Raw genomic sequence first — 26090 nt, forward strand, 5'->3', positions numbered from 1 at the left:
TTGTTTGAAGGGGATGATTTTACGGTAGCTCAATCAAGGTCGTCGGTAGGGCTGCTGGTGCCGGCGTCGGCGAAGTTCAGACCATGCTTGCGCAGTTTGTCGTGCAAGGTTTTGCGCGGAACCCCGAGCGCTTCGGCGAGGCTGCGCACGGAACTGTGCGAGCGCGTCAGTTCGGCGGCAATCAGGCTCTTCTCGAAGTTCTCCACTTGCTCGCTCAGACCGCCGCTGACCACTTCAACCGTGGTGCCGACGCCGCCTTCCGGCGTGTTGTTGTCCAGCGCCAGTTCAAGGCCCAGGGCAAAGCGTTCGGCGGCGTTCTGCAGTTCACGCACATTGCCTGGCCAGGTGTGACGTAGCAGCAGCGCCCGGTGCCCCGGTTGCAATTCGTGAGGCGGCAATCCGTGGCGGGTGCTGGCTTCGTCGGCGAAATGCTGGAACAGCATCAGCACATCTTCGCCCCGTTCGCGCAGCGGCGGAATGCGCAGCGGCGCGACGTTCAGGCGGTAATACAAGTCGGCACGAAAGCGCCCCTGATCGGCGGATTGACGCAGGTCTTCCTTGGTCGCGGCGATGATGCGAATGTCCAGCGGGATCAGCTGGTTGCCGCCCAAGCGCTCGACCACCCGCTCTTGCAGCAAACGCAGCAGTTTCACCTGCACATCCAGGCTCATGCTTTCGATTTCATCAAGGAACAACGTGCCGCCGTTGGCGAATTCGAACTTGCCGATGCGGCGCTTCTGCGCACCGGTGAAGGCGCCGGGCTCGTGACCGAACAGCTCGCTTTCCACCACCGACTCGGCCAGGGCCCCGGCGTTGATCGCCACGAATGGACCGTTACGCCGACTCGACAGGTCGTGCAGCGCGCGCGCCACCACTTCCTTGCCCGCACCTGTTTCGCCGAGGATCAGCACGTCGGCCTTGGTCGCCGCCAGTGCGCCAATCTGCTCACGCAGGCGCAGCATCGGCGCTGATTGCCCGACCAGTCGAGCGCTGAGTTCGTTGCGATCGCTCAGGGCCAGACGCAGGCTGCGGTTGTCCAGCACCAGCCGACGCAGATCCAGGGCACGACGCACGCTGTCGAGCAGGGAGTCGCTGGCGAAAGGTTTTTCCAGAAAGTCATAGGCCCCGGCGCGCATGGCTTGTACCGCCAGCGGCACATCGCCGTGGCCGGTGATCAGCAGCACCGGCAGCTCCGGGTCCTGGGCGTGGAGTTCGGTCAGCAGTTCGAGGCCGTCCATGCCCGGCATGCGGATGTCGCTGACCACCACGCCCGGCCAGTCGCGCTCCAGTTGCCCGGCCAGACCTTTGGCTTCAGCGAGCGGCAGGATCTTCAGGCCGGCCAGGTCCAGGGTCTGGCTCAGGGCCTGACGCAGGTGGGGATCGTCGTCGATCAACACGACCTGGATGCGGTTGTCGATGGTCATGCACTTCGGTCCTCGGACGGTTGCAGGCTCACGCCCGGTGCGCCTGCGCGCAGTTTCAGGGTAATCAGGGCGCCCCCTTCCTTGTGGTTGGAGAACGACAGTTCACCACCGAAGGCGCGCATCAGGGTGTCGCAGATCGCCAGCCCCAACCCAAGCCCCTGAGTGCGGGTCTTGGTGGTGTAAAAGGGTTCGCCGGCACGACCCAGCGCTTCCAGGCAGAACCCGGGGCCGTTGTCGCGAATGTACAGATTGACGCCGTCGGTGGTGGATTCGGCACTCAACCAGAGTTTACGCGGCGGGCCTTTTTCCGTCAGGGCATCGAGGGCATTGGCCAGCAGATTGCCGAGTACCTGGCGCAGACGGGTTTCCCCGGCCTCGACCCACAGAGTGGCGGCCGGCAGGTCACGGATCAGCTCGACCTCCATGCTGCGCCTACGCTTGGCCAGTAACGCCAGCGCGTCGTCCAGTGCCGGTTGCAGGGCCACGCTTTCCGGGGCGTGGCGATCACGCCTGGCGAAGGCGCGCAGGTGGGCGATGATCGAGGCCATGCGCCCGGTCAATTCGCTGATCAGCTTGAGGTTGCCGCGAGCATCCTCGGTGCGCTGATGATCGAGCAGCACTTCGGCGTTTTCCGCGTAGCTGCGAATTGCCGCCAACGGTTGGTTGAGTTCATGGCTGATGCTCGCCGACATCGTCCCCAGCGCCGAGAGCTTGCCGGCCTGCACCAGGTCATCCTGAGCGCGCACCAGCTCCTGCTGGGCATGTTCGCGCTCCAGCACTTCCTGCTTCAGTCGACGGTTGAGGCCTTCGAGGTCGCTGGTCCGTTCGGCGACCCGGCCTTCCAGTTCATGGCGGGCCTTGGCTTCGAAGGCGATCCGCTCCAGGTAATGGCGCCGGCGTTGCATCATCAGGCCGAGCAGCAGCATCAATACCAGCAGCGTTGCGCCGCCGATGGCCACGACCGTGCGTACCGGGCGGTCGATCAGGGTACGCGGCGCAAGGATACTGACGCTCCAGCCGGTTTCTTCGATCTGCCGGGTTTGGGTCAGCCAGGCGTTGGCGTCGAGATTCAACGGCTTGGGATCGCGGGTCGGGTAGGGTTGAATCGCGGTGATGGCCTCGCGCTCTGCGTCGCTCAATGGGCGGGTCGAGCGGAAACGCCACTCTGGCCGCGACGTGAGGATGACCACGCCATTGTGGTCAGTCACCAACAGTTGTTCCGGGGTTTTGCCCCAGAGGCTTTCGGTGTGGTCGAGGTCGACCTTGACCACCAGTACGCCGATGATTTTTTCGCGATCACGTATCGCCGCCGCAAAGAAGTAACCGCGCTTGGCCGAGGTCGTGCCCAGGCCGAAGAAGCGCCCCAAACGCCCGGCCATGGCCTCGCTGAAATAAGGACGGAAAGCGAAATTGCGGCCAACGAAGCTGTCGTGTTTGTCCCAATTGGAGGCCGCCAGCGTCTTGCCCGTGGTGTCCATCAGGTACATGACTTCGGCGCCGGTCTGGGCACTGATGTTTTTCAGCAGGCGATTGGCATTGCCCTGAATCACGCCCTCGTCGGGCGCGGCCAACGTCGTGCGCAGTGCGGGCAGCTCGCCGAGAATCTGCGGCAACACTTCATACCGATGCAGGGTGCCCAGCAGGTTGGCGACGTAGAGGTCGAGGGTCTGACGGTTCTGCCCGGCCAGTTCGCTGCGGTAGTAACGCTCGGCCAGATGCTCCAGCGGCCACAGCAAGGGCGCCAGGCACAACGCGAGCAGCGCCAGGCTGCGCCAGCGGGGTCTGCGGGGTCTGCGGGGGAGGGTCGGAGTCATGAGCATCAAGCGCCTGGGGGTACAGATGCATTATGCCTAGGCTTGCGGGCGCAGTCTGCGCACCTGGGATCAAGTGCGCGCTGGCGGTGAAAATTCACACAGAAATTCAGGAAAAGACTTCAGCGTCCTTGAAGAACGCGGCGGACTGATCCTTGGCGGACAGTTTCGGTGCTTCGTCCAGCTGCCAGTCGATGCCCAGGTCCGGATCGTCCCAGCGAATGCTGCGCTCGGCCGACGGGGTGTAGTAGTCGGTGGTTTTGTAGAGGAACTCGGCGAAATCGCTCAACACCACGAAACCATGGGCAAAACCTTCCGGTACCCATAATTGGCGATGGTTGTCGGCGGACAGGCGCACCGCCACCCATTTACCGAAATGCGGCGAGCTGCGGCGAATGTCCACCGCCACGTCCAGCACTTCACCAGCGGTGACGCGGACCAGTTTGCCCTGAGTGTTCTCCAGCTGGTAATGCAAGCCGCGCAGTACACCTTTTTGCGAGCGGGAATGGTTGTCCTGAACGAACCGGGTGTTCAGGCCGGTTGCCTCTTCGAAAGCCTTGGCGTTGAAGCTCTCATAGAAGAAACCGCGCTCGTCACCAATTACCTTGGGTTCGATGATCAGAACACCGGGCAGGTCGGTGGTGACTACGTTCATGGGTGTTTCTCCAGCTATAGGCGTGATGGCCGGCATTCTCACGCAAAGTGGTGGTTGGTGCGAGTGGTGTGGTGAAGAGAGTTGCGCGGGCATTTGATTCGCGCCAACCAGGAAGGGGGTTGCGTATCGCCCCAAGCAGTGGCGATATAAGCGCCTAATAAAATTTCAGGGGTCGTTGTATGCCGCTCGCCACTTTGATTCACCGCGCCAGTCTGCCCAGCCCGCAGGTGTCTGCGGCGCAAGCGCTTGAGCTGCTGGAAGAGCATTACGGTCTGAGCGGGCGGTTGCAGGCGCTTGGGAGCCAGCAGGATCTCAATTACCGGGTCGACAGTGGTCAGGGGCGTTTCGTCCTGAAAATCTGCCGTGGCGATTATTCGACGCTGGAGCTACAAGCTCAGCACGCAGGGCTCAAGCATCTGGCTGAACATCCAGGCGTGCAGGTGCCACGAGTTATCCCTGCTAAAAACGGCGCCGACCTGCTCTCCCTTGAGGTTGGGGGCCAGGCGGTGCACGTGCGCCTGCTCGATTACATCGAAGGTCAGTCCCTGACGCACCTTGATCATCTAGATCATTCAGTGGTTGCCGGTTTCGGTCGGCTCTGCGGCGAAATGGACCTGACGCTGGCCGGTTTCGATCATCCGGGGCTTGAGCGCACCCTTCAATGGGACGCCCGCCACGCTAACGCGTTGATCGCGCATTTGCTGCCGGTGATCAAGGATGAGCGGCAACGAGCGTTGATTGCTGAAGCGGCCGAACAAGCCGAGCGTCATTTGCAGCCGCTGGTGGATAAGCTGGCGGTGCAGGCGATTCATATGGATATCACCGACGACAACGTGGTCTGGCAGAGGGATTCGCAGCGGCAATGGCAGTTGCAGGGCGTCATCGATTTCGGCGACCTGGTCCGAACCTGGCGGATCACTGATCTGTCGGTGACCTGCGCGGCGCTGCTGCACCATGCCGAGGGCGACCCGTTCTACATTTTGCCGGCGGTTCGGGCTTACCACGCGGTCAATCCGTTACAGCATGAAGAGTTGCTGGCGCTCTGGCCGCTGATCGTTGCGCGCTCGGCGGTGCTGGTGCTGAGTGGCGAACAGCAGGTCAGCATCGATCCGGGCAATGAGTACAGTCGTGACAACCTGACCCATGAGTGGGAAATTTTCCGTGTGGCCACGTCGGTGCCGTTGGAATTGATGGAGGCGGCGATTCTTACCGCCGTCGTTCAAAGCCTGCCGAGCATCGGCAGTGAAAACTTCGCGCCATTGTTGCCGAGTCTGGTGGGGCGTGAATTTGCGCTGATCGATCTGGGTGTGCTCAGTCCGCATTTCGACGCGGGTAACTGGGAGCAGCAAGGGATCGATCTGCGTTTGTTGACGGAAGCCGCCTCGGCTCACGGTCTGGCGGCCAGTCGATATGGCCAGTATCGTCTTTCCCGCACTCGGCCGGACTGTGCCAGCGAACCGGATACTTTCCCGTTACACGTTGCATTGCGAGTGCCCGACGGCACGGCGGTCGAAGCGCCGTTTGCCGGGGTTATCCATATCGAAGGGGAGAACCTGCTGCAACTGGACGGTCCAGAGCTCAGCGTCCGATTGTGGGGTGTGGCCCCATCGGTACGCAGTAGCGCGGTGCTGGTCAAAGGCCAGGTGCTGGGCTCGGTCAGCGGGCCGTTGATCGTGCAGTTGTGCCGAAGCGCTCAGCTAGACGCGCCGTTGTTTTGCACACCTTCGCGTGCGGCAGCCTGGCAGGCACTGTGTCCGTCACCTGCCGTGTTGCTGGGCCTGGCCTGTGATGCAGAAGAAGAACTCGACCCGCAGACATTACTGGCCCGCCGTGACGCGAGTTTCGCTCGCTCCCAGAAGTACTATTACGTCGACCCGCCGCGCATCGAGCGAGGCTGGCGCAATCACCTGATCGACATGCAGGGCCGTTCTTACCTCGACATGCTCAACAACGTCGCGGTCCTGGGGCATGGCCATCCGCGGATGGCTGCCGTTGCCAGCCGGCAGTGGTCGTTGCTCAACACCAACTCGCGTTTTCACTACGCGGCGATTGCCGAGTTTTCCGAGCGTTTGCTGAAGCTGGCACCGGACAACATGGATCGCGTATTTCTGGTCAACAGCGGTACCGAGGCCAATGACCTGGCGATTCGCCTGGCTTGGGCTTATAGCGGCGGTCGCGACATGCTCAGTGTGCTGGAGGCCTATCACGGCTGGTCGGTGGCGGCGGATGCGGTCTCGACTTCGATTGCCGACAACCCCAAGGCCTTGAGCAGCCGTCCGGACTGGGTGCATCCGGTGACTGCGCCGAATACCTATCGCGGTGAATTTCGTGGCGTCGACAGCGCACCGGACTACGTGCGCAGCGTAGAGCACAACTTGGCGAAAATCGCCGAGCAAAAGCGCCAATTGGCCGGCTTCATCTGCGAGCCGGTGTATGGCAATGCCGGCGGTATTTCACTGCCGCCGGGCTATTTGAAGCAGGTCTATGCGCTGGTCCGCGCTCAGGGCGGGGTATGCATCGCCGATGAGGTACAGGTCGGTTACGGCCGCATGGGCAAATTCTTCTGGGGCTTCGAAGAACAGGGCGTGGTGCCGGACATCATCACCATGGCCAAAGGCATGGGTAACGGCCAGCCGTTGGGCGCAGTCATTACCCGTCGGGAAATTGCCGAAGCTCTGGAGGCGGAGGGCTACTTCTTCTCGTCGGCCGGTGGCAGCCCGGTCAGTTGCCGGATCGGCATGGCAGTGCTGGATGTGATGGAAGAAGAAAAACTTTGGGAAAACGCCCAGGTTGTGGGCGGGTATTTCAAGGAGCGTCTTGAAGCGTTGATCGACCGGCATCCGTTGGTGGGGGCGGTGCATGGTTCTGGTTTCTATCTGGGCGTGGAGTTGATCCGCAATCGAGAAACCCTGGAGCCCGCGACTGAAGAAACCACGGCGTTGTGCAATCGCCTTCGTGAGTTGGGGATCTTCATGCAGCCGACTGGCGATTACTTGAACATTCTCAAGATCAAGCCGCCGATGGTTACGTCGCGTCAAAGCGTGGATTTCTTTGTCGACATGCTGTCGAAGGTTCTCGAAGAAGGGCTGTAAACAGAGGCCCCTGTGGGAGCGAGCTTGCTCGCGATATCGGTCTTACATTCAACATCAATGTTGGCTGGTCTGGCCTCATCGCGAGCAAGCTCGCTCCCACAGGGATTGTATTTAAATTCGATTATTATCTGGGTTAAGTGAGTAGTTTTTTACGGATTGAGTGTTTATCCCTTTAAAAGCCGATTTTTATCGGCTATAAAGTCGCCATTGCCCAAGGTGTGGATGAACCACGCCCGGTGCTGCCTCTTTCTGTCATCGGTCGATGCCACCCTCGACCTCAAGCACTTGCCCAGGAGATGATTCATGAGCCGTATCGTTACCGTCGCCGCTACCCAGATGGCCTGTTCCTGGGACCTTGAAGCCAACATCGAGATCGCTGAGAAGCTGGTCCGTGAGGCTGCGGCGAAAGGCGCGCAAATCATCCTGATCCAGGAGTTGTTCGAGGCGCCGTACTTCTGCCAGAAACCGAACCCGGATTACCTGCAGCTGGCCACGACCGTTGAAGATAACGTCGCCATCAAGCACTTCCAGAAAGTCGCCAAAGAACTGCAGGTTGTTTTGCCAATCAGCTTCTACGAACTGGCCGGCCGCGCACGTTTCAACAGCATCGCAATCATCGATGCCGACGGCAGCAACCTCGGGATTTATCGTAAAAGCCACATCCCGGACGGCCCTGGCTACCACGAAAAGTACTACTTCAACCCGGGCGATACCGGCTTCAAAGTCTGGAACACCCGTTACGCGAAAATCGGCGTGGGCATCTGCTGGGATCAGTGGTTCCCTGAGTGCGCCCGCAGCATGGCGCTGCAAGGCGCGGAAATCCTGTTCTACCCGACTGCCATCGGCAGCGAGCCACACGACAAGACCATTTCGTCCCGCGACCACTGGCAGCGCGTGCAACAGGGCCATGCCGGCGCCAACCTGATGCCGCTGATTGCCAGCAACCGCATCGGCAACGAAGAGCAGGACGGCTACGACATTACCTTTTACGGCTCGTCGTTCATTGCCAACCAGTTTGGCGAGAAAGTCCAAGAGCTGAACGAAACAGAAGAAGGCATTCTGGTTCACAGTTTCGACCTCGATGAGCTGGAGCACATCCGCAGCGCATGGGGCTCGTTCCGTGACCGTCGCCCGAACCTGTACGGCGCGATCAAAACCCTCGACGGTTCCCTGGAGTCCTGAACCATGACCACTTTGAACAGCACCCCTCGCACCGACGGCTTTTACATGCCAGCCGAATGGGCGCCGCAAACCCAGGCCTGGATGGTCTGGCCCGAGCGCCCTGACAACTGGCGCCTGGGCGGCAAACCGGCACAAGCCGCGCATGTAGCGGTGGCCAAGGCCATCGCGCGTTTCGAACCGGTGACCGTGGCGGTTTCCGCCGGCCAGTACGAGAATGCTCGTGCCCGTCTCGATGTGCCGAATATTCGTGTGGTGGAGATGTCCAGCGATGACGCCTGGGTTCGGGATACTGGCCCGACGTTCGTCATCAACAATCGCGGCGAAGTCCGTGGTGTGGATTGGGACTTCAATTCCTGGGGCGGTTTCGACGGTGGTCTGTATTCGCCGTGGAACCGTGACTCCCAAGTGGCGGGCAAGATCCTCGAAATCGAGCGCAGCCCGCGCTACCGCACCGAAGGTTTTGTGCTCGAAGGCGGCTCGATCCATGTCGATGGCGAAGGCACCCTGATCACTACCGAAGAGTGCCTGCTCAACCGCAATCGCAACCCCCACATGGACCGCGCGCAGATCGAAGCGGTGCTCGGTGCCAATCTGGCTGTGGATAAAATCATCTGGTTGCCGGACGGTCTGTTCAACGACGAAACCGACGGCCATGTGGATAACTTCTGCTGCTACGTGCGTCCGGGCGAAGTGCTTCTGGCCTGGACCGATGACCCGCAGGACCCGAACTACCCGCGCTGCCAGGCGGCAATGAACGTGCTGCAAAACAGCACCGATGCCAAGGGGCGCCCATTCACGGTGCACAAGATGCCGATTCCGGGGCCGCTGTATGCCACCGAAGACGAGTGCGCAGGTGTCGATCCGGTGGATGGCACTCAGGAACGCAATCCAACCGTTCGTCTGGCCGGCTCTTATGTGAACTTCCTGATCGTCAACGGCGGCATCATCGCGCCGAGCTTTGACGACCCGTTGGATGGTCCGGCCAAAGAGATTTTGCAGGCTTTGTTTCCGCAGCACGAAGTGGTCATGGTGCCGGGTCGCGAACTGTTACTGGGGGGCGGTAACATCCACTGCCTTACCCAACAACAGCCCGCGCCGCACAAGGAGTGAGTGAGGTCGTAACAGCCTGAGTTGATTGAAGAATCGATTGAGCAACGATTTAACCTCGTTATTTCACGGAAAGCCCGCAGCCCATCAGGACCGCGGGCTTTTTTGTATCCACTTGTCGACACTTCGAAAACATTGGCACAGCTCTTGTATCTTCGATGGGGTAACACGGGGAGGGAGAGAACTTCGATGTTCTGTCATAAACCTTGGATAAGTTAGCCGCTCACAAACCAGGAGAGAGCGCTGAGATGAACGCCGAAATGAACGTCGTGAGCGAGCACGCAATGCATCCCCTGGCAGTTAACAGCGAATCGCTCCAGGTCTTGGCGCAGTGGTTGAAGTCCAATGGAACGCGTCAGATCAGGGAACCTGATCCGCGCCGGATGATGATCGAGCGCTACCCCGCTGGTTTATTCAGCGAGGCGGAACTGGAAGCACTGTGGGATGTGATGGAAGGATAAGAAGAAAAACAACGGATTGATAAAAGCGCTGCCGGGAAGGCGGCGCTTTTTTTTGTCTGTTGGAAATGTTGGCGCTTGTTATGACGCCAGGATCAAAAGATCGCAGCCTGCGGCAGCTCCTACATAGATCGGCGTAGGAGCTGCCGCAGGCTGCGATCTCTTGATCTTGCTAACGGCCATAACCCGGCGGAAAACGAAAAGCATTCGACCGATTCATGAAACAGACTGAAAGCCATTCCAGCGTTTTTCCGAAACTGTCTGGGGATTAATCTGCCGGCATTGAGTTTTCCTACTTTGTTGCCGGAGTCTTCCCATGATCCTTCACTACATTTACGACCCATTGTGCGGCTGGTGTTACGGCGCCAAACCGCTGGTGCAGGCCGCCCAAAGCGTGTTGCCGGTGATCGCCCATGGTGGTGGCATGATGACCGGCGCCAACCGCCAGACCGTTTCGCCACAACTGCGCAATTACGTCATGCCCCATGACCGACGCATCGCCGAGTACACCGGCCAGCCGTTTGGCGAGGCGTATTTTGAGGGTCTGCTGCGCGATGAGACGGCAGTGTTCGATTCCGCGCCGCCGATTGCCGCTGTGCTGGCAGCCGAGCAGATCGCTGGCCGCGGGTTAGCGTTGCTGGGGCGTTTGCAGACGGCTCATTACGTGGAAGGTCAACGCATCACTGACGAAGCGGTTCTGCTGGAACTCGCCACACAGACCGGCCTTGAACCTGAGGCGTTCCAACAAGCATTTGATGAAGCCGACATCGAGCACCATATCAAGGACAGTCGCGCACTTTTGGCCAAGGTCGGTGGACAGGGTTTCCCGACTTTTGCGCTGGAACAGGATGGCCAGTTCACCCTGGTCGACATCGGCCCGTGGCTCGGCAAGCCGCAAGCTTTCGCCCAATGGCTGGGTCAGTCGTTTGCGGCGAAAGAGTCTTCATCCGCGTTTCAAACCTGTGGCCTCGATGGCTGCGCCCATTGAATTCAGCTGGAGTCACCATGGATAACCTGAGCCTGATCAAAAGCACGTACGAAGGCGCCAACTCCCAGGAGAACGCTCGCAATACCGCCGCGGCGCTGGCCGATGACGCCCGCTGGACAGAAGCGGCGGGTTTCCCCTACGCCGGGACCTACGTCGGTTTCGACGCTATCGTCGAAAATGTCTTCAAGCGCCTGGCCACCGAGTGGGAAGATTTTCAGTTCAAGGTCGAGAACTACGTCGCACAGGGCGACAAGGTGTTTGCCTACGGCAATTACAGCGGAATCTACAAAACCACCGGTCGCCCGATGAATGCTCGAGTCGCTCACTTGTGGACCCTGGCCGATGGCAAAGTCACGCATTTCGAACAATTCGTCGACAGCCACACCGTGCAATTGGCTATCGTTGACAAGTGATTTCTTAGACGATTTTCGCCTATTCACAGACGATTCCTGAAATTGACACCTTATTAAGGGCGCGGATAGGATGCGCCCCACGCCTGTGGCTAACCGCCATGACTCACAAAACAATAAAAGGCCCGCCCGCGAATTTTCGTGGGCGGGCCTTTTTGTTTTTGAGTGAAAAAAGAGCGCGATAGCGCCATTTCAGTTGTTCGACACAGCGCGTATCAACCCGTAATAAGGAAAATAACATGTTGAACAAGCGAATCAGCCTGATCGCATTGGGGATGTTGAGCGCCACTCAGGCCATGGCTAACGACCAGGCCGAGTCCAAGGGTTTTGTTGAAGACAGCAGCCTCAAAGTGCTGCTGCGCAACGCCTATATCAATCGTGACTATAAAGACGGCAACCAGGACAAAGCCGAATGGGGCCAAGCGGCCATCGGTACTTTCTCGTCCGGTTTCACCCAAGGCACCGTCGGTGTGGGTGTGGACGCCTTCGGTCTGTACGCACTGCGTCTAGATGGTGGCAAGGGTCGCAGCGGCGCCGGTGGTATCGACTTCTTTAAGCAGGGCGATAGCGGCAACGCAGCTGACGACCTGTCGAAGGGTGGCGCGGCAGTCAAGTTCCGCCTCTCCAGCACCACGCTGGCCTATGGCGACCAGATGCCGGCCCTGCCGGTGCTGAACTATGACAACTCGCGCCTGCTGCCAGAAAGCTACACCGGCACCCTGATCACCTCCAGGGAGATCAAAGGCCTGGAGCTGAACGCAGGTCGCTTCACCGCCGAATCGCGCAAAAGTGCTGAAGGCCGTGACAGCGGTGGCTTGAAGTCGATCAACGTGTTGGGCGGTAGCTACCAGTTCACCGAACAGTTCAAGGCTGCGCTGTACGCGTCCGACGTCGAAGACGTGCTGAAGAAACAGTACGTGAACGCCAACTACGTGTTCCCGATCGACAAGGATCAGTCCCTGACCCTGGACTTCAATGGCTACCGCACCAAGCTGGACGATTCCTACGTCCGCGAAAGCGGTGCTACCGGCGACGACAACAAGATCTGGAGCCTGGCAGCGACCTTCGCCACCGGCCCGCACTCGTTCACTCTCGCTCACCAACGCAGCACCGGCGACAGCAACCTGGGTTACGCCTACGGCGGCTACCAGAAGGATCAAGGTCGCGTCGGCGACGGCGGCAACACTATCTACCTGGCGAACTCCTACTGGTCCGACTTCAACGCCGAAGACGAACGCAGCTGGCAGTTGGGCTACGGTCTGGACTTCAGCGCCTTCGGTGTTCCTGGCCTGAGCTACAACTTTGCCTACGTGCGCGGTGACAACATCACCACCTCCACCAGCGAAGGCGGCACCGAGCGTGAAATCTTCAACCAGTTCAAGTACGTCGTGCAAAGTGGCCCGGCCAAAGACCTGAGCGTGAAGGTACGCAGCTCGATCCTGCGCGTGTCGCAGAAATCCAGCGAGTACAACGTCAGCGGCAACGAACTGCGCGTATTTGTGGATTACCCGATCAACATCTTCTGATGATCGGCTGAGTTCGAACTCGATAAAGACCCCGACTGGCTCGGGGTTTTTTTCGCCTCATGACCGTAAGAAAATACGAAAAATGGCTGTTTTCGATCGTAAAAAGTCGAATTGAAGCAACTTCATACCGCGTTTCAATCAACGCTTGATATGCCTGAAATTCTTTCTCATGGGCTGCAAATCCCGCACCTACTAGATTAAGCCGCTAAATGCAGTGGAGACCTAGTAATGATCGTTTTGAACAGAGAAGTTGGCGAATCGCTACGGCGCGACAAATATGTCAACGTCCAGGGAGCCGACTTCAATCTCTTCGGTCATTTTTCCGACTTCGTCAGATTGACCAAAAGTTGGGAAAGCATGGAGCCGGACAGTTATTACGGCCAGGCCGATGCGGGCATGCGTTTCCGTCGTTACAGCGACTTTGAATACAACCCGGTCACCCGTGACTTGACGCAGCTGGAACACCGCGCCTACGTGCAATCGAAGGCCAACAACAGCTACGTCGGCGGACTGGAGCGGCACTTCCAGGACTTCTCCAATGAAGTCATCAATTCGCCGGTGATGCGTAGCCTCATCGATGCGGATTTCGAGGTGTACAAAAACGTATTGCCGCCAGAGTTGCACGACGAAATCTGGCAATGCCAGATCCATCAGATCCGCATCGAAATCAAGCCAGGCAAGCAACTGGAAATTACCCCTGAAGGTATTCACTGCGACGGTTATCCGTTCAGCGGTGTGCATTTCTGGGGCCGCAACAACGTGGATGGGGCGGAGAGTCGTTTGTATTCGGCCCAGGAGGAACAACTGGCGGCGACGACCTATCTGGAAATCCTCGACACCACCTACTTCCTCGATCGCGATATGCGTCACTACGTGACACCGGCACGCAACACCCACGCTCACGAAATGGCCTATCGGCAGATTCTGGCAATTTCCTTCTCGCGGCCCGGGACCGCTTTCGACATTGTTCGCTGAACAGCTAGATCCCATGCACATCGCCGAGTGCCCTGCACCGGTGATGCTGCAGCGCGCGACGGCCAAGGATGCCCAGCGCCTGGAGCGCTTCTTTCGGCAATTCGAAGAAGTGTCGTTCTGTGAATGGCAGGACGCCAAATGCCTGCGCGGTGTGTTGGTGCAGAAAACCACCACCGCGTTCCTCGCGCTCGATGTCTGTGGCGAAGTGGTCGGCGCGGTATTGGGCGGCATGCTCGGCAGCCGTGGCACCATCAATCACCTGGCGGTGAGCCCGGTTTATCGCAGCCAGGGTGTTGGTCAACGTCTGGTTGAAGCGGCGTCGGCAGACATGAAACGGGTCGGTGTGCTGCGGATGTTCCTGTTCGTTGACGATGCTAACCTTGCCGGCAAACGTTTTTGGAGTGCCCAGGGCTTTTGCGAGCCATGCGGCGAAACTACCTTTGAGAGGGACCTATGAATGAGACGTCCAGCAGCCAGCCGCTGATGGTCGAGCCCCAGCCCTCGCGCACGTTCGCTGAAGCCAGCCCGGTGATTGCGGGCTACTTCACAGTGTCGTTTGTGTTCGGGTTGATGGCCGTCAATGCCGGATTGCCCGTATGGCTGCCGGTTGCGATGTGCCTGTTCGTCTACGCCGGTGCCTCGCAGTTCGCCGCCCTGGCGCTGATCTCCAGCGGCGCGTCGCTGACCACCATCATCCTCACCACGTTTCTGATCAATGCAAGGCACATGCTGATGTCGGTCTACATGGCCAAGGCCTTGCAGGCGATGGGGCTCAGTCGTCTCGAGCGCTGGTGTTATGCCGGCGGGCTGACCGATGAATCGTTTGCCTTCCACAGCGTCAAGCTGGGCAAGGGCACGCCGGTCAATGTGCGTTACCTGATCGGCTTCAATCTGTATTGCCACACGTCGTGGGTGCTGGGCGGTTTGCTGGGCGCGATCTGCGCGCAGTACGCGGCGCACCTGATCAAATATCAGCTCGACTATGCACTCACCGCAATGATGCTCTACGTGCTGGTATCGCTGTGCAACACCCGCAACAAACTGATCGCCGCATTGGCCGCGGTCGCCTGCATGGGTGTCCTGAGCCTGATCGGCAGCTCACCCTTCAACGTGTTCATCGCCACATTTGTGGGCTGCGGGGTGGGTGTATGCCTGACCAAACGTTCCTGATCCTGGTCGTCGTGCTGATGATGGTCGTGACGTTCCTGCCGCGCGCGTTGCCGCTGCAGGTGAGCACTGACCATTGGCCACCCCTGGTCGCCCGGGCGCTGGAATACCTGCCGGTGGCGATCGTCGCTGCAATCAGCCTTACGCCGCTGTTGATCAAGGATCAACAGGTGCAGCTCGATCGCCCGGAATTCTATGCAGCGATTCCGACGTTGTTATGTGCGTATTTCAGCAAAAACCTCTTTCTCAGTGTGGCGGTTGGGACGGCTGCGTACATTGCGCTCGGATCGTTCATGTAGCGACAGAGCGACCACGTCGTTCAGGGCCTGGCCCGACAACTCGGGGTTATTGACCGCCAACCGCACTTCGAGAGAATCTTCGAAACCCGGGAAAATGGTCAGGCCGTTACGCAGGGCTGCCTCACGGGAAACCATGCCGAGGCCGTCCATTTGCGTGATCAACGACAGGGTCAGGGTCTCGCTGCAGGAATAGATCATCCGCTTGCCTGACTCGTAATTACCAAGGCCGGCGTCGAGAAAACGCAAGAAGCTGTGGGAATACGGACAATCGTCGGCAGGCCGAACCTGAAACTTATTGCCGAGCAGCATCAGCGGATCGTTTTCCTGACCGCAATGGGCACCGACCACCTGCACCTGTACATGGGGCAGGGCAATACTGGGTAACCCCGGCTGCTGCGGCCCGATCAGCACGGCCAGGTCGAAGTCCTCATTCTTCAGCTTGCTGAGGTTTTCCATCGACTCGGCGTAGCTGAATTCCAGCTGATAATCAGGAAACACCTCAATAAGGCGTCCGATCATGCGCCGGTTGAAGTCGGCCGAGAGCGTGGTATTAAGCGCAACCTTGAGCGTGCGCTGCCCAGGCACCTTGAGCGCGGCGACTTTCTCTTCCAGTTGCCGCGTAGCGACCAACACTTTGTCCATGTAGGGCGTGAGCTCCGTGCCCTGCGTTGTCAGAGTCAGCCCCTTGTTGGAGCGACGAAACAACCGAAAACCGAACTGCTCTTCGACCTTGTTCAACTGCGCGGCCAATGCCTGCACGGTCAAACAGGAATGCTCTGCCGCCGCCGACAATGAGCCGGTCTGCACAATGCGCATGAGGTTACGTAAGGTTCTGCTATCCATTTGGGTAATGCCCTCTAAAGTGGGCTGGCTATTGTTGTGTACCTGATCGCCCCGGTGGGCGTCGGTCGCGTGCTGGCTATGATCCTGCACCTGAGCATGCTTGTCCCGAGTTTAGTAGCGAAATGATTCTGCGTCCGATGGTTGGAGGCTTACACAGGATCGGGTTTTTTGGTGGGGGGTAGGTGATCGGGGTCAAAAATTGGCCTGAATGGGGATGTGTGGACATTTTCTGGATATCAGCGAAACCTTTTTCCAACGCAAAAAAAAGCAGCCTGATCAGGCTGCTTTCATGAATAGGTGCTTGATATTGTGCTCCCTCAAGCAGGGGAGGAGAGGTTTACCCGAGCGCTGATTTTCAGGTCATCAACGGGGCTCCTACATCGACTATCGCCACCTGATGGCAGTCGGTTTCGCGCTCTCGATTAAATTGTCTGCCCGTAATAGGCGGGTGTCAACGGGTGTATTGGGACCGTGTGTCGGCGTCTTCAGGGGGCGGAAAATCTGCGAGAAGTCTCTTTTCGAGATTAATACGTTTGCGAATTAAAATTTTATATTTGTTCGCATATGTACTAACCTGAAATCAACACATCGCATATCCAAGGAGGCCTCCACCATGCCCGCCTCAACCATCGTCCTCAGCCCACAGCAACAACTCGAGACTCCCGAAGCCGGTCGAGTCGCGCTCAAATTTTTCTTCAATCTAATGGAACGCTGGGGCTGCACCGCCGAGCAACAACGCACCCTTTTGGGTAAAGTCGGCAACACCACTTTCTACAAGTACAAACACCTGCCGCCCAACGTGCGCCTGCCCCACGACACCCTGGAACGCATCTCGTATTTGATGGGTATCCACAAAGCGTTGAGCATTATCTTCAGCAACAGCCGCGAGCGAGCCTACACCTGGGTCAGCAGCCCCAACACCGCCGCGCCGTTCAATGGCCAGTCGGCGCTGTCCTACATGCTGGCCGGCCGCGTAGTCGACATCGCTGACGTGCGCCGCTACCTCGACGGAGTGCGCGGTTGATGGCGCCGGAGCTGGCCGACCCGCAGTGGCCGCGGGCCTATCGGATCGTCAACAGCTGCTTCCCGCCGATCTCATTGTTCGAAGACGTGCTCGACCCCGAAGACCTGACCACCGCCTACGCGCTGGAAGCCCTGACCAACGATCGGCTGATGGAAGAAGCCGGCGTGCTCTCCCGCGTGCGCCCCGAAGACCGCATCTCCGGCCCCGGCTCCACGCCCGTCATGGCCGCGTTCACCCACATCGGCAAAACCAGCCGCTTCACCGACGGCACCTTCGGCGTCTACTACGCCGCCAGCAGCCAGGCCGCTGCCATCGCCGAGACGAGCTATCACCAGGAACGCTTCCTCGCCGCGACCAACGAACCGGACCTCGAGTTGACCATGCGCACCTACGTCAACCGGGTCGTCAAACCGCTGCATGACATCCGGCAAAACTATCCTCACCTTCATGACCCGGACCCAACCGCGTACGGCCCAGCCCAGGCCTTCGCCCGCCAATTGCGCGAAACCCTGTCCTGGGGATTGCTTTACAACAGCGTTCGTTTGCCGGGCCATGAATGTGTAGCGGCGTTTCGACCGCCCGCTGTGTCCATTCCGAAGCAAGGGAAGCACATTCGGTATGTTTGGAGTGCGAGCAGTCGGAAGATCTCGTTTGTGTTTGAAGTCAGCGAGATGTGAAGCCCAACGAAGCGCAAAAAGCCCCGATGCGTTCGGGGTCTTCTGTGTCGCTGGACGAATACGCGTCGCATAAATGGAAAAACTGCGCACGTATCTAAATGGACTACATCAAAAGTGGCTAAGTCCTACTGCGGAAATAGCCTGCGATGACTACTAAACAGCACCCTTTAAATCGTCTACTGAGATGTTCGGAGGGCATCCACTGTTCCAGGTAGGAATCCATCATTTGAAGAGATTTGCATTTGTAAGTGAGGCGGCAACACGTGAGTACAAGGATTTGCCGGAGTGGGTACAGGATGAGTTCGGGAAAGATCTGATGCGTGTGCAGTACAGCGGTGATCCAGAGCTGGCAATAAAGCAACTGAGTTCAGTAGGTGCGGGGGCTGTTGAGTTGATTATCAATGGCAGCCCGGCATACCGATGCATCTACATTGCGAAGTATGCGGACACCATTTTCGTCCTTCATTCATTCGTGAAGACGACGAATGGAACCGATCGTCACGCAATGGCTGTTGCGCAAGACCGGTTGAAGGAACTGAAAAGGGAGCTTCGAAAGATGGGTTACAACGTCTAGCAGGCGTGAGATTGTGAAATGACGATCTGAGGTAAGGCCCCGGCATCGTTGGACGGCAACGTAAAAGTAGTGCGAAATCCGAGTCTATCCAGCATGTCCATCATTGCATCGATCGTAAATTTCTCGATCTTGCCAGTGGTTAGCTCGGAAACGCGTGATTGGGTCACATTTAACCTGGATGCAGCCTCACTCTGTTTGAGGCCCAGTTTTTTGATGCAATCAGTGATGAATATCGATAGCTCCATTTTCAACGCCATTTTGCTGGCGACTTCCTCGTCATGCGTGACATGGAACGGGCTATCAAAGAATTGAAGTGCCATGAGCATTTATCCCATTTTTAGGCGGTATCTAAAATTTACGATAAATGGAGATTAGCCGATTGATCATTTTTGATGCAAACGTTTTTTGTGTTTGTCGATCACCGGCAAAATTAGCGGCCACTTGCTGCGGTGCATTTTTCTTCGAAAATACGATGAGGTTTATCAGCATGGATTGAAGCCCGTTTTGACCGCTGGCGAGCCTTACGGTTAGGCCATATTTTCCGTTGGCGTCTCCAATCGATATCGATGTAGTCATTACACCAAGTAACTAATGAAGTTCCCGCCCCCACCTTTATCCCCCTGACCCAACCTCATACATTCCTCTCCAACGCCTCCTCATCATTCCGATGAGAAGACCACTGGAGATTTCCCCATGCCTTTCGTAAGCGTACGCATCACCCGCGATGGCGTTACCCCAGAGCAGAAAGCTCAGGTGATCGCTGAAATCACTGAAACCCTGGAGCGCGTCCTCAACAAACGCCCGGACCTGACCCACATCGTGATCGAAGAGGTCGACACCGATAACTGGGGCTATGCCGGGATCACCACTACCCAGTACCGCAAGCAACTGGCTGAGGCGCAAGGGCAGTCATGACCGCGTCCGTCACCATCGATTTCGTCTCCGATGTGGTGTGCCCCTGGTGCGCCTTGGGCGCCACTGCGCTGGAGCAAGCGATCGAGAACGTCGCCGGTGAAGTCTCCGTCGAGCTGACCTTCAAGCCCTTTGAGTTAAACCCGGACATGCCAGCGGAAGGCAAGAACGCGGTCGAGCATTTGATGCGCAAGTACCGGCGCACCGCCGATGAAGTCACCGCCAGCAAAGCGATGCAGATCGCTCGCGGTGAGGCCATCGGGTTCAAGTTCGATCTGGAGAAGCGCAGCCATTTCTACAACACCTTTGATGCTCACCGTTTGTTGTTCTGGGCGTCGCAGGAAGGGCGGCAGATCGCACTCAAGCGAGCGTTGCTACGCGCTTACTTCGCCGACGGCCAGAACCCGAGCGATCACCAGACGCTGGTGCGTTTGGCTGCTGAAGCGGGGCTGGATGCGGAGCGTGCAGGCGAGGTGTTGGCCTCCGGAGCATTCGCCAAAGAGGTGCGTGAACTTCAAGCGTTTTACCACGAGCGCGGCATCAATTCGGTACCGGCCATGGTGCTTAACGGTCGTCACCTGGTGTCCGGTTCGCAATCGGTCGAGTACTACGAACAGATGCTGAGGCAAATGGCGAAATCCCCTGCCGAAGCCTGATTGATCACTTTTCAAACCATCATTTATTAGTAGAGGTTCATCATGAGCAATTCTAAAAAAGTCATCGTTATCACTGGCGCCTCCCAAGGTCTCGGCGCAGGCATGGTCAAGGCCTTCCGTGATCTCGATTACCAAGTAGTCGCCACTTCGCGTTCAATCCAGCCATCCACCGACCCGGACATCTACACCGTTGCCGGCGACATCGGCGACCCGGCGATCGCCCAGCGAGTCATCCGTGAAACGATTGAACGTTTTGGCCGCATCGACACCCTGGTCAACAACGCCGGGATCTTCGTCGCCAAGCCGTTCACCGCCTACACCCACGAAGACTACGCAGCGGTGCTGTCGGTGAACCTGAATGGTTTCTTCTACATCACCCAACTCGCGATCACCGAGATGGAAAAACAGGGCCGCGGCCACGTCGTCAACATCACCACTAGCCTGGTGGACCATGCGATTGACGGTGTGCCGTCGGTATTGGCTTCGTTGACCAAGGGTGGCTTGAATGCGGCGACCAAATCCTTGGCCATTGAGTACGCCAAACGCGGGATTCGGGTGAATGCGGTTTCCCCGGGCATCATCAAGACGCCGATGCATGGTGAGGAAACCCACGAAGCCCTGGGGAATTTGCACCCGGTTGGGCACATGGGGGAGATCAGCGATATTGCTCAGGCTGTGGTGTATCTGGACAGCGCAAACTTTGTCACCGGCGAGATTTTGCATGTCGATGGTGGGCAGAGTGCGGGTCACTAAGACCAGATTTTCCAAACCCCAGAAACAACAAAGCCCTCGCATTTCTGCGAGGGCTTTGTTTTGTATGGTGCGGCACCAGGAGTCGATGGCTCCCGATGGAATCGGGAACACACCATTCGGGATCAGATAGGCGCTTTGAATGTGGGGTTCATGAAGCAGTTACAATGTATATAAAAGTCATAAATCACTACATGGATGTTTGCCAATGCTCAAGTTCAATGCTCATCTCGGTTTCCAATTCAATGAGTTGCCTTTTCTACAACGCATCGAAGCTGCCGCAGCAGCTGGTTTTCGGGCGGTGGAGTTCCCGTCGCCCTATGAATTCGACGCAAGTCTTCTGGCCGACCACCTGGCTCAATACAGTCTGCCGCTGATTCAGTTCGCTGCACCGGCTGGCGTTACCAAAGGCATCGCTGCCTTGCAGGGTAAGGAAGAAGAGTTTCGCAGCGGGTTGCTCCAGGCCGCCAGCTATGCAAAGGCGCTGGCGTGTTCGGATGTCCACATCATGTCTGGCGTTACGACGCAGGATGAGGCGGCGCTTATCTTCGGGGGTAACCTGGAGTATGCGGTCAAGTACTTCGAAGATCAGGGTTTGCGGCCGCTTATCGAAGTGATCAGTTCGCAGGCGATGCCGGGCTACTACATGTCTGACTTCAGCAAGGCGCAACAGGTGCTGGAGACCTTCCCGAGTGTTGGGCTGATTCTCGATCTTTACCATGCCCAGATTCTGACCGCAGATGCAGCAGATGTTCTGGCCCGGTTTTATGACAGAACAGTCCATGTGCAAATTGCCGACTGCCCGGGTCGTCACGAACCGGGAACGGGGAGCATCGACTTTGCTGCCTTGTTCGCGGCGCTGGAGCAGCGCGGCTACACAGGATGGATCGGCTGTGAATACCGTCCTTCCGGCTCTACCGTTGCGAGCCTTGACTGGATAAAGCAGCTAAGTGCGTAGTGCTTGCGACGCACGAACGGGTTCGATGGGAACAGACCACGATTTCTGGCTTGAGTGATCAAGCAGGAGATAAATTAATCGCAGTCTGTTTCTGGCTTACTTACTCCAGACACCATTGCTGCTGGCGTTTCCAATCATTTGGAAATCCCATGAGTCTCAAATAGCCCAGTTCCTGCTGATCCATGATTTCGGCCAAGCGAAACTTCCACTGGCTGTCTGGACTGATCAAGTCGGTTAGATAGGCCAGCATCGTCAATACGATGTATAGCCGCTGCTTGGGTTGAGGCCGGTCGGCAGGTGCATTTGGGATGATCCATTCTTTGGGTAAGGATGGTCGAATCGAGAGCTCTCGGTTCCATAGTCGTGAGTGGTGGGCGCAACAGTTTCGGATGAAGGTCAGGGTGTGGAGCCAGGAGGCCAATACTTCAAAGGGCAGATTGAATCTGCTAGCGATCGCTTTCTTGTCGGCGCTTTTGCCTATGGCATTGAAGAGGGTGGATACCGTTCCAAGGCTGAGCTCTTCCAGAACAGCCCAAGCGGGCGGCAACTCAGGATGGGCATAAGTCGACCCATAGAATCGGAAATAGTTATCGCGCATGCGATTTTCAATCCGTTGTTGCTGGACTCCATCAGCCTGACGGCTCTTTTTTATGCGATCAATCTCACGTCCAAGTTTTTTTCGTTCCTTGTCCAGCTGATTTTGCAGGGGGCGCAGTAGATCAGAATGCGAGTATGACGAGGAGAAGACTGAAACGTCAGCTATCCAGTCAGGCCCATACTTAGGGCACATGTGATTGCTGATAGTCGCTCGTATGGCAACTTCGACACGTTCGATTGCATCCATGGTTATGCGTCGCAACGAACCATCGAAGCGGTAGATATCGACGACAACCTTCAGTGTACTACCGGGCTTGAAGGTGTGTTCGGGACCCGCCTCCTGGAAGGGGCGCATGTAGGGGCTCAGGCGAAACAGCGTGACCACTTCGAGAAAGCGCATGGCCCGATCGTCGTTGGCGACGTGCAGGCCTCGTTGCTTTAGCAGTTCCAATTGCTGTTCTACGCTGAGGGCCGGTTTGTCGAAGGGCCTCATGTAGTTTTCTCCAGGCAAAAAAAACCCGCACGATTTGAGCTTGCTGACTGGGTCAACCTAGGCTTGGCGGGTGTGTTGGGGTGCATTATAGGTAGGTGTAAGAGCCCGTCAACGTTGCGCTGACGTGAAATTGTAACGGGTAGAGGCGCGCGGGCAATGTTTGGGCTGTCGATGGAGATAAGGCTTTGTTGGTCTTATCGCAGCAATTTGGCAGCTTCCGGGGGAGTTTCCAAGCCCCAGAAACAACAAAGCCCTCGCATTTCTGCGAGGGCTTCGTTTTGTATGGTGCCGGCACCAGGAGTCGAACCCGGGACCTACTGATTACAAGTCAGTTGCTCTACCAACTGAGCTATACCGGCGTGTTAGGGCGACGATTATAGCGATTGGGTTGGTTCTGTAAACCCCTGAATTCAGACTATTTTTATGCAGGCGTTTGATCTGGCGCGAACCAGCACTTTCTTGAGTTTCTGAGGGGGCACCAGGCTCGGCTGTTTTGCATGGCTCGCAGTTCTGCTTCAGCTTGTTCGGCGCGTTGCGGGGCAGCGGCGAGGTGGTTTTCGAGGTGCCCTTGTATGCGTGTATAGCAAGGCCGTTGCAAGGCGCAATTTCCCGCTATGGGTGTCCGGTATTCGGCGGCTATGTCGTTTTGATGAAATGCTTATGCACAATGGACCAGGGGCGACTACCTGTTCATTACGATTTTGTAGACTCGTTCTCATTTGTCCGCAAATGCCTGTTTTGCGGGTTTTTTATTTGTGTGAACAAAAAATGACCAGCAGTGTTTTAGGCGTAAAACAGCGTGGATATTGGATCCACGATAATTCCATCAACAGAGTTATCCACAGGCTGTGGCTGTTTAAGGACGTTCTGCAAGGAGTAGGAAATTGCGCGGCGTGAGTGGAGTTTCACAGAAGGTGCCGAGGCGAACGGTATAACCCTGCTGAATGAGGAAAAGTGCCCGATCAAGTACCAGCCACAGTTCCAGCGGCCGTCGGAAAAGGCCTCGCAGCAGCTCCAGGTTGCGCACTTCGGCCAATCGCTGCCAACCGGCGGCTTCCAGTCTAGTCCAATCTGGCGCACCGACTGTGGATAAGTCTTTGAGCGCGGCCAGATCGCGGCAGTAATCGGCGAAAGGTTTGTCCAGCCAGGCGCTGGGCAGAGAAGGGGTCGGCAGGTATTCGTCGACGCCGCGCAGTTGTCGTTGCAGCAGGTCGAACGCCAGGCGCCGGGCCATGGAGGTGTCGCGCTGGCGTCGGACGCGAGCGCCGGCGGTGACGGTTTCGCTCATCGGCAGCGCAAGGTCATCGAGGGAAAGGTGTAGGTCGGAGCGCTCAGCCGCAGAGGAAAGCGGCTGATAGGTGTTCAGACTGATCCGGTTGTAGCAGCAGGGTGCGATGGCCAGTTGTTTGCAACCGGCTGCGCTGGCGAGCTGGATCAGTCGCACATGCAGATCACCGCAAGCGTGCAGCGCTACGGGCGTGTGATCGGCGTTCAATAAGGAGGCTGCACCAGGCGCGAGCACATCTTGCTCGACATGCAGCGCATGCAATTGATGACGTTGGCTGAGTGCCTGACCGCTGGCAACCAGCGTTGGGTCGTATTCCAGGCAGGTCAGTTGTTGCCCGGTTTGCAGCAAGCGTCGCCCTAAATGGCCCTTGCCGGAACACCAGTCCAGCCAATGCGTCGGTGCATGAGCAAACTGCAAACAACTGGTGAACGCTTCGATCTGCTGCCACTTGCGTCCAGGCACATCCACATTCAAGCGATGACCCGCTGCTTCAAGCGCACGACTCGGCAATTCATCCACCGTGCTCAGTTCAGCAGACATCGCCGCCAATGAAGCAAACGGCTTCGGCGCATCAAGCAAACAAGGTTGGTTATGACTGCTTTCCGCATCCTCCAGCGACCGCCGGCGTAGCCAGAACGCCAACTCCGGGTAGGACGCTTCCCAAGGCAATTGCAGATAAGTAAACGGTCGAGGCTTCCACAGCGCCTGATGCTCGATCAGAAAAGCATCCAGCGCGGTGAAACGGGCGAGCAAGGCCTCGCCCGTCAGCACGCAGGAATCAACGCCCTTGGCAGGCATCGACGCGCAACCAGCGCTCCAGCAGCTTGAAGCCACGAACCAGCACGTAAGCCATCAGCAGGTAGAACATGCCCGCGGCAAAGAAGATCTCCACCGGCAGGTAGGTGCGGGCGATGATGGTGCGGGCCATGCCGGTCAATTCCATCAAGGTCACCGTACTGGCCAGGGCGCTGGCCTTGAGCATCAGGATCACTTCGTTGCTGTAGGCCGGCAGGCCGATGCGCGCCGCACGCGGCAGCATAATGTAGAACAGCGCCTTGGCCCGGGACATGCCCAACGCCCGCGCCGCTTCAATCTCGCCCGGCGGAATTGCCTGGATCGCACCGCGCAGGATCTCGGCGATGTAGGCCGCAGTGTGCAGGGTCATGGTCGCGGTGGCGCACCAGAACGGACTGCGCAGGTACGGCCACATCGAGCTGTTACGCACCGCGTCGAACTGCGCCAGGCCGTAGTAGACCAGGAACAGCTGAACCAGCAACGGCGTACCACGGAAAAAGAAGATGTAGCCGTAGGGGAATGCCCGCACGTACCAGAGTCGCGACGAACGAGCGATGCCCAGTGGAATCGCCAGCAGCAAACCGGCGATCACGGCGATGGCCACCAGTTCCAGGGTCAGCGTCGCGCCCTGAGCCAGTTTCGGCAGCCACTTGATGATGACTTCCCAGTTCATTGGGTGCTCCTCGCGAAGCCGCGAGCGGCGCGTCGTTCCATAAAGTGCATGCCGGTCATGGCCAGAATGGTCAGGCCCAGATACATGAAGGCGGCCACCATATAGAAGGTGAACGGTTGCTTGGATATGGTCACGCCGATTTGTGTGTGACGCATGATTTCTTCCAGGCCGATGACGGAGACCAGCGCGGTGTCTTTCATCAGGATCATGAACAGGTTGCCCAAGCCCGGCAGGGCGATGCGCCACATTTGCGGCATGATCAGCCGGGTAAAGATGCGGAATTTCGACAGGCCCAGGGCCACGCCGGCTTCACGGTGACCTTTGGGAATCGCCAGAATCGCACCGCGAAACACTTCCGTGGCGTAGGCGCCGAAGCACAGCCCCAGCGCAATCACGCCGGCGGCGAAGGCGTTGAGTTCGAGGTCGGGGTTGCCCAAGAACTCGCCCAGGGCACGCATCAGGTTGACCGTGCCGAAGTAGATCAGCAGCACCCAGAGCAATTCCGGGATGCCGCGAACCAGCGTCGAATAAGTGCCGCCAAGCCATTGCAGCGGCTTGTACGGGGAAGTCTTGGCCAAGGCGCCGAGCAGACCGAGCACCAGCCCCAGGCACAAGGCCGAGAGTGCCAGCTTCACAGTCATCAGCGCACCAGCGGCGAGCGCCGGGCCGAATCCGTAGAGGTCGATAATCATGGATTTCTTTTCAAATCGCGGCAGGCATTGCGAAGGACCGGCACCGTCAGAGAACGGCGCCGGT

General features: G+C 58.0%; 27 protein-coding genes and 1 tRNA gene. 18 read left to right on the forward strand and 10 right to left on the reverse strand.

The genetic code is table 11. The features are described 5' to 3' along the window. Positions 1-29 precede the first annotated feature (29 nt). From TU81_RS16115 to rfbC, 3 genes are all read right to left on the reverse strand, one after another. A complete protein-coding gene (locus TU81_RS16115) occupies positions 30-1424 on the reverse strand; it encodes a sigma-54-dependent transcriptional regulator (protein WP_048396032.1) in 1395 nt (464 codons plus the stop codon). Continuing rightward, the gene (locus TU81_RS16120) at positions 1421-3238 is read right to left on the reverse strand and encodes a sensor histidine kinase (protein WP_048396217.1); all 1818 of its coding nucleotides are present in this window, start codon (positions 3236-3238) and stop codon (positions 1421-1423) included. Before TU81_RS16120 ends, TU81_RS16115 begins: the two co-directional genes overlap by 4 nt. A 106-nt stretch (positions 3239-3344) precedes the next feature. Beyond that, on the reverse strand, positions 3345-3890 hold the full coding sequence (gene rfbC / locus TU81_RS16125) for a dTDP-4-dehydrorhamnose 3,5-epimerase (RefSeq protein ID WP_038978519.1): 546 nt from the start codon (positions 3888-3890) through the stop codon (positions 3345-3347). A 179-nt stretch (positions 3891-4069) separates the two neighbouring features. Between rfbC and TU81_RS16130 the strand changes: the two genes are divergently transcribed. The 11 genes from TU81_RS16130 (at position 4070) to TU81_RS16180 (ending at position 15094) form a co-directional block, all read left to right on the forward strand. Beyond that, positions 4070-6982 (forward strand): aminotransferase, encoded by a 2913-nt coding sequence (locus tag TU81_RS16130; protein WP_048396033.1) that lies wholly within the window; start codon positions 4070-4072, stop codon positions 6980-6982. A gap of 303 nt (positions 6983-7285) precedes the next feature. Beyond that, positions 7286-8164, forward strand: coding sequence for an N-carbamoylputrescine amidase (aguB, locus tag TU81_RS16135; protein ID WP_038978521.1), 879 nt, complete (start codon positions 7286-7288; stop codon positions 8162-8164). 3 nt (positions 8165-8167) lie between these two features. Further along, positions 8168-9274 (forward strand): agmatine deiminase, encoded by a 1107-nt coding sequence (gene aguA / locus TU81_RS16140; RefSeq protein ID WP_048396034.1) that lies wholly within the window; start codon positions 8168-8170, stop codon positions 9272-9274. A 245-nt stretch (positions 9275-9519) separates the two neighbouring features. After that, positions 9520-9732, forward strand: coding sequence for a hypothetical protein (locus TU81_RS16145; RefSeq protein ID WP_007895252.1), 213 nt, complete (start codon positions 9520-9522; stop codon positions 9730-9732). A gap of 313 nt (positions 9733-10045) precedes the next feature. Beyond that, positions 10046-10717, forward strand: coding sequence for a DsbA family protein (locus tag TU81_RS16150; protein ID WP_048396035.1), 672 nt, complete (start codon positions 10046-10048; stop codon positions 10715-10717). A gap of 17 nt (positions 10718-10734) precedes the next feature. After that, entirely contained in the window at positions 10735-11130 is a 396-nt protein-coding gene (locus tag TU81_RS16155) for a nuclear transport factor 2 family protein (protein ID WP_048396036.1), read from the forward strand. A gap of 236 nt (positions 11131-11366) precedes the next feature. Continuing rightward, positions 11367-12653: an OprD family porin gene (locus TU81_RS16160; RefSeq protein WP_048396037.1), complete on the forward strand. Its 1287-nt coding sequence runs from the start codon at positions 11367-11369 to the stop codon at positions 12651-12653. Between the two features lie 228 nt (positions 12654-12881). Then, positions 12882-13628, forward strand: coding sequence for a 2OG-Fe dioxygenase family protein (locus tag TU81_RS16165; RefSeq protein WP_008005252.1), 747 nt, complete (start codon positions 12882-12884; stop codon positions 13626-13628). A 43-nt stretch (positions 13629-13671) separates the two neighbouring features. Beyond that, complete coding sequence (locus TU81_RS16170; RefSeq protein WP_173667532.1) at positions 13672-14085, forward strand: GNAT family N-acetyltransferase; 414 nt, start codon at positions 13672-13674, stop codon at positions 14083-14085. Then, positions 14082-14798 (forward strand): AzlC family ABC transporter permease, encoded by a 717-nt coding sequence (locus TU81_RS16175; protein ID WP_008068738.1) that lies wholly within the window; start codon positions 14082-14084, stop codon positions 14796-14798. Before TU81_RS16170 ends, TU81_RS16175 begins: the two co-directional genes overlap by 4 nt. Continuing rightward, positions 14777-15094: an AzlD domain-containing protein gene (locus TU81_RS16180; RefSeq protein ID WP_048396038.1), complete on the forward strand. Its 318-nt coding sequence runs from the start codon at positions 14777-14779 to the stop codon at positions 15092-15094. Before TU81_RS16175 ends, TU81_RS16180 begins: the two co-directional genes overlap by 22 nt. Here TU81_RS16180 and TU81_RS16185 read toward each other — a convergent pair. Then, positions 15011-15937, reverse strand: coding sequence for a LysR family transcriptional regulator (locus tag TU81_RS16185; RefSeq protein ID WP_038978527.1), 927 nt, complete (start codon positions 15935-15937; stop codon positions 15011-15013). The genes TU81_RS16180 and TU81_RS16185 overlap by 84 nt on opposite strands. Positions 15938-16550: 613 nt before the next feature. Here TU81_RS16185 and TU81_RS16190 point away from each other — a divergent pair. The 3 genes from TU81_RS16190 (at position 16551) to TU81_RS16200 (ending at position 18212) form a co-directional block, all read left to right on the forward strand. Then, a complete protein-coding gene (locus tag TU81_RS16190; RefSeq protein WP_038978528.1) occupies positions 16551-16961 on the forward strand; it encodes an MbcA/ParS/Xre antitoxin family protein in 411 nt (136 codons plus the stop codon). Beyond that, positions 16961-17638, forward strand: a complete 678-nt coding sequence (locus tag TU81_RS16195) for an RES family NAD+ phosphorylase (protein WP_048396039.1) — start codon at positions 16961-16963, stop codon at positions 17636-17638. The genes TU81_RS16190 and TU81_RS16195 overlap by 1 nt, the downstream gene beginning before the upstream one ends. A 226-nt stretch (positions 17639-17864) precedes the next feature. Next, entirely contained in the window at positions 17865-18212 is a 348-nt protein-coding gene (locus TU81_RS16200) for a type II toxin-antitoxin system RelE/ParE family toxin (protein WP_038980193.1), read from the forward strand. Here the strand turns inward: TU81_RS16200 and TU81_RS16205 are convergent. Beyond that, positions 18209-18532 (reverse strand): helix-turn-helix domain-containing protein, encoded by a 324-nt coding sequence (locus tag TU81_RS16205; protein WP_038978530.1) that lies wholly within the window; start codon positions 18530-18532, stop codon positions 18209-18211. The genes TU81_RS16200 and TU81_RS16205 overlap by 4 nt on opposite strands. 373 nt (positions 18533-18905) lie before the next feature. Between TU81_RS16205 and TU81_RS16210 the strand changes: the two genes are divergently transcribed. From TU81_RS16210 to TU81_RS16225, 4 genes are all read left to right on the forward strand, one after another. Further along, positions 18906-19127 carry a tautomerase family protein gene (locus tag TU81_RS16210; RefSeq protein WP_048396040.1) on the forward strand — a complete coding sequence of 74 codons (222 nt, stop codon included), beginning with the start codon at positions 18906-18908 and terminating at the stop codon, positions 19125-19127. Then, on the forward strand, positions 19124-19780 hold the full coding sequence (locus TU81_RS16215; RefSeq protein ID WP_048396041.1) for a DsbA family oxidoreductase: 657 nt from the start codon (positions 19124-19126) through the stop codon (positions 19778-19780). The genes TU81_RS16210 and TU81_RS16215 overlap by 4 nt, the downstream gene beginning before the upstream one ends. Positions 19781-19822: 42 nt before the next feature. Then, positions 19823-20533: an SDR family NAD(P)-dependent oxidoreductase gene (locus TU81_RS16220; RefSeq protein WP_038978533.1), complete on the forward strand. Its 711-nt coding sequence runs from the start codon at positions 19823-19825 to the stop codon at positions 20531-20533. 205 nt (positions 20534-20738) lie between these two features. Continuing rightward, positions 20739-21488, forward strand: coding sequence for a hydroxypyruvate isomerase family protein (locus tag TU81_RS16225; RefSeq protein ID WP_048396042.1), 750 nt, complete (start codon positions 20739-20741; stop codon positions 21486-21488). Positions 21489-21588: 100 nt separating this feature from the next. On the opposite strand, the gene TU81_RS16230 is transcribed toward TU81_RS16225, so the two are convergent. The 5 genes from TU81_RS16230 to TU81_RS16250 form a co-directional block, all read right to left on the reverse strand. Beyond that, entirely contained in the window at positions 21589-22578 is a 990-nt protein-coding gene (locus tag TU81_RS16230; RefSeq protein ID WP_048396043.1) for an Abi family protein, read from the reverse strand. Positions 22579-22861: 283 nt separating this feature from the next. Beyond that, positions 22862-22937: transfer RNA gene (locus TU81_RS16235), tRNA-Thr, on the reverse strand. Between the two features lie 497 nt (positions 22938-23434). Next, positions 23435-24664 carry a methyltransferase gene (locus tag TU81_RS16240; RefSeq protein ID WP_038978536.1) on the reverse strand — a complete coding sequence of 410 codons (1230 nt, stop codon included), beginning with the start codon at positions 24662-24664 and terminating at the stop codon, positions 23435-23437. Next, on the reverse strand, positions 24645-25334 hold the full coding sequence (locus TU81_RS16245; RefSeq protein WP_038978537.1) for an ABC transporter permease: 690 nt from the start codon (positions 25332-25334) through the stop codon (positions 24645-24647). Before TU81_RS16245 ends, TU81_RS16240 begins: the two co-directional genes overlap by 20 nt. After that, the gene (locus TU81_RS16250; RefSeq protein ID WP_038978538.1) at positions 25331-26026 is read right to left on the reverse strand and encodes an ABC transporter permease; all 696 of its coding nucleotides are present in this window, start codon (positions 26024-26026) and stop codon (positions 25331-25333) included. Before TU81_RS16250 ends, TU81_RS16245 begins: the two co-directional genes overlap by 4 nt. Positions 26027-26090: the final 64 nt, after the last annotated feature.

It is taken from the genome of Pseudomonas lini (assembly GCF_001042905.1).
Classification (GTDB): Bacteria; Pseudomonadota; Gammaproteobacteria; order Pseudomonadales; family Pseudomonadaceae; genus Aquipseudomonas; species Aquipseudomonas lini.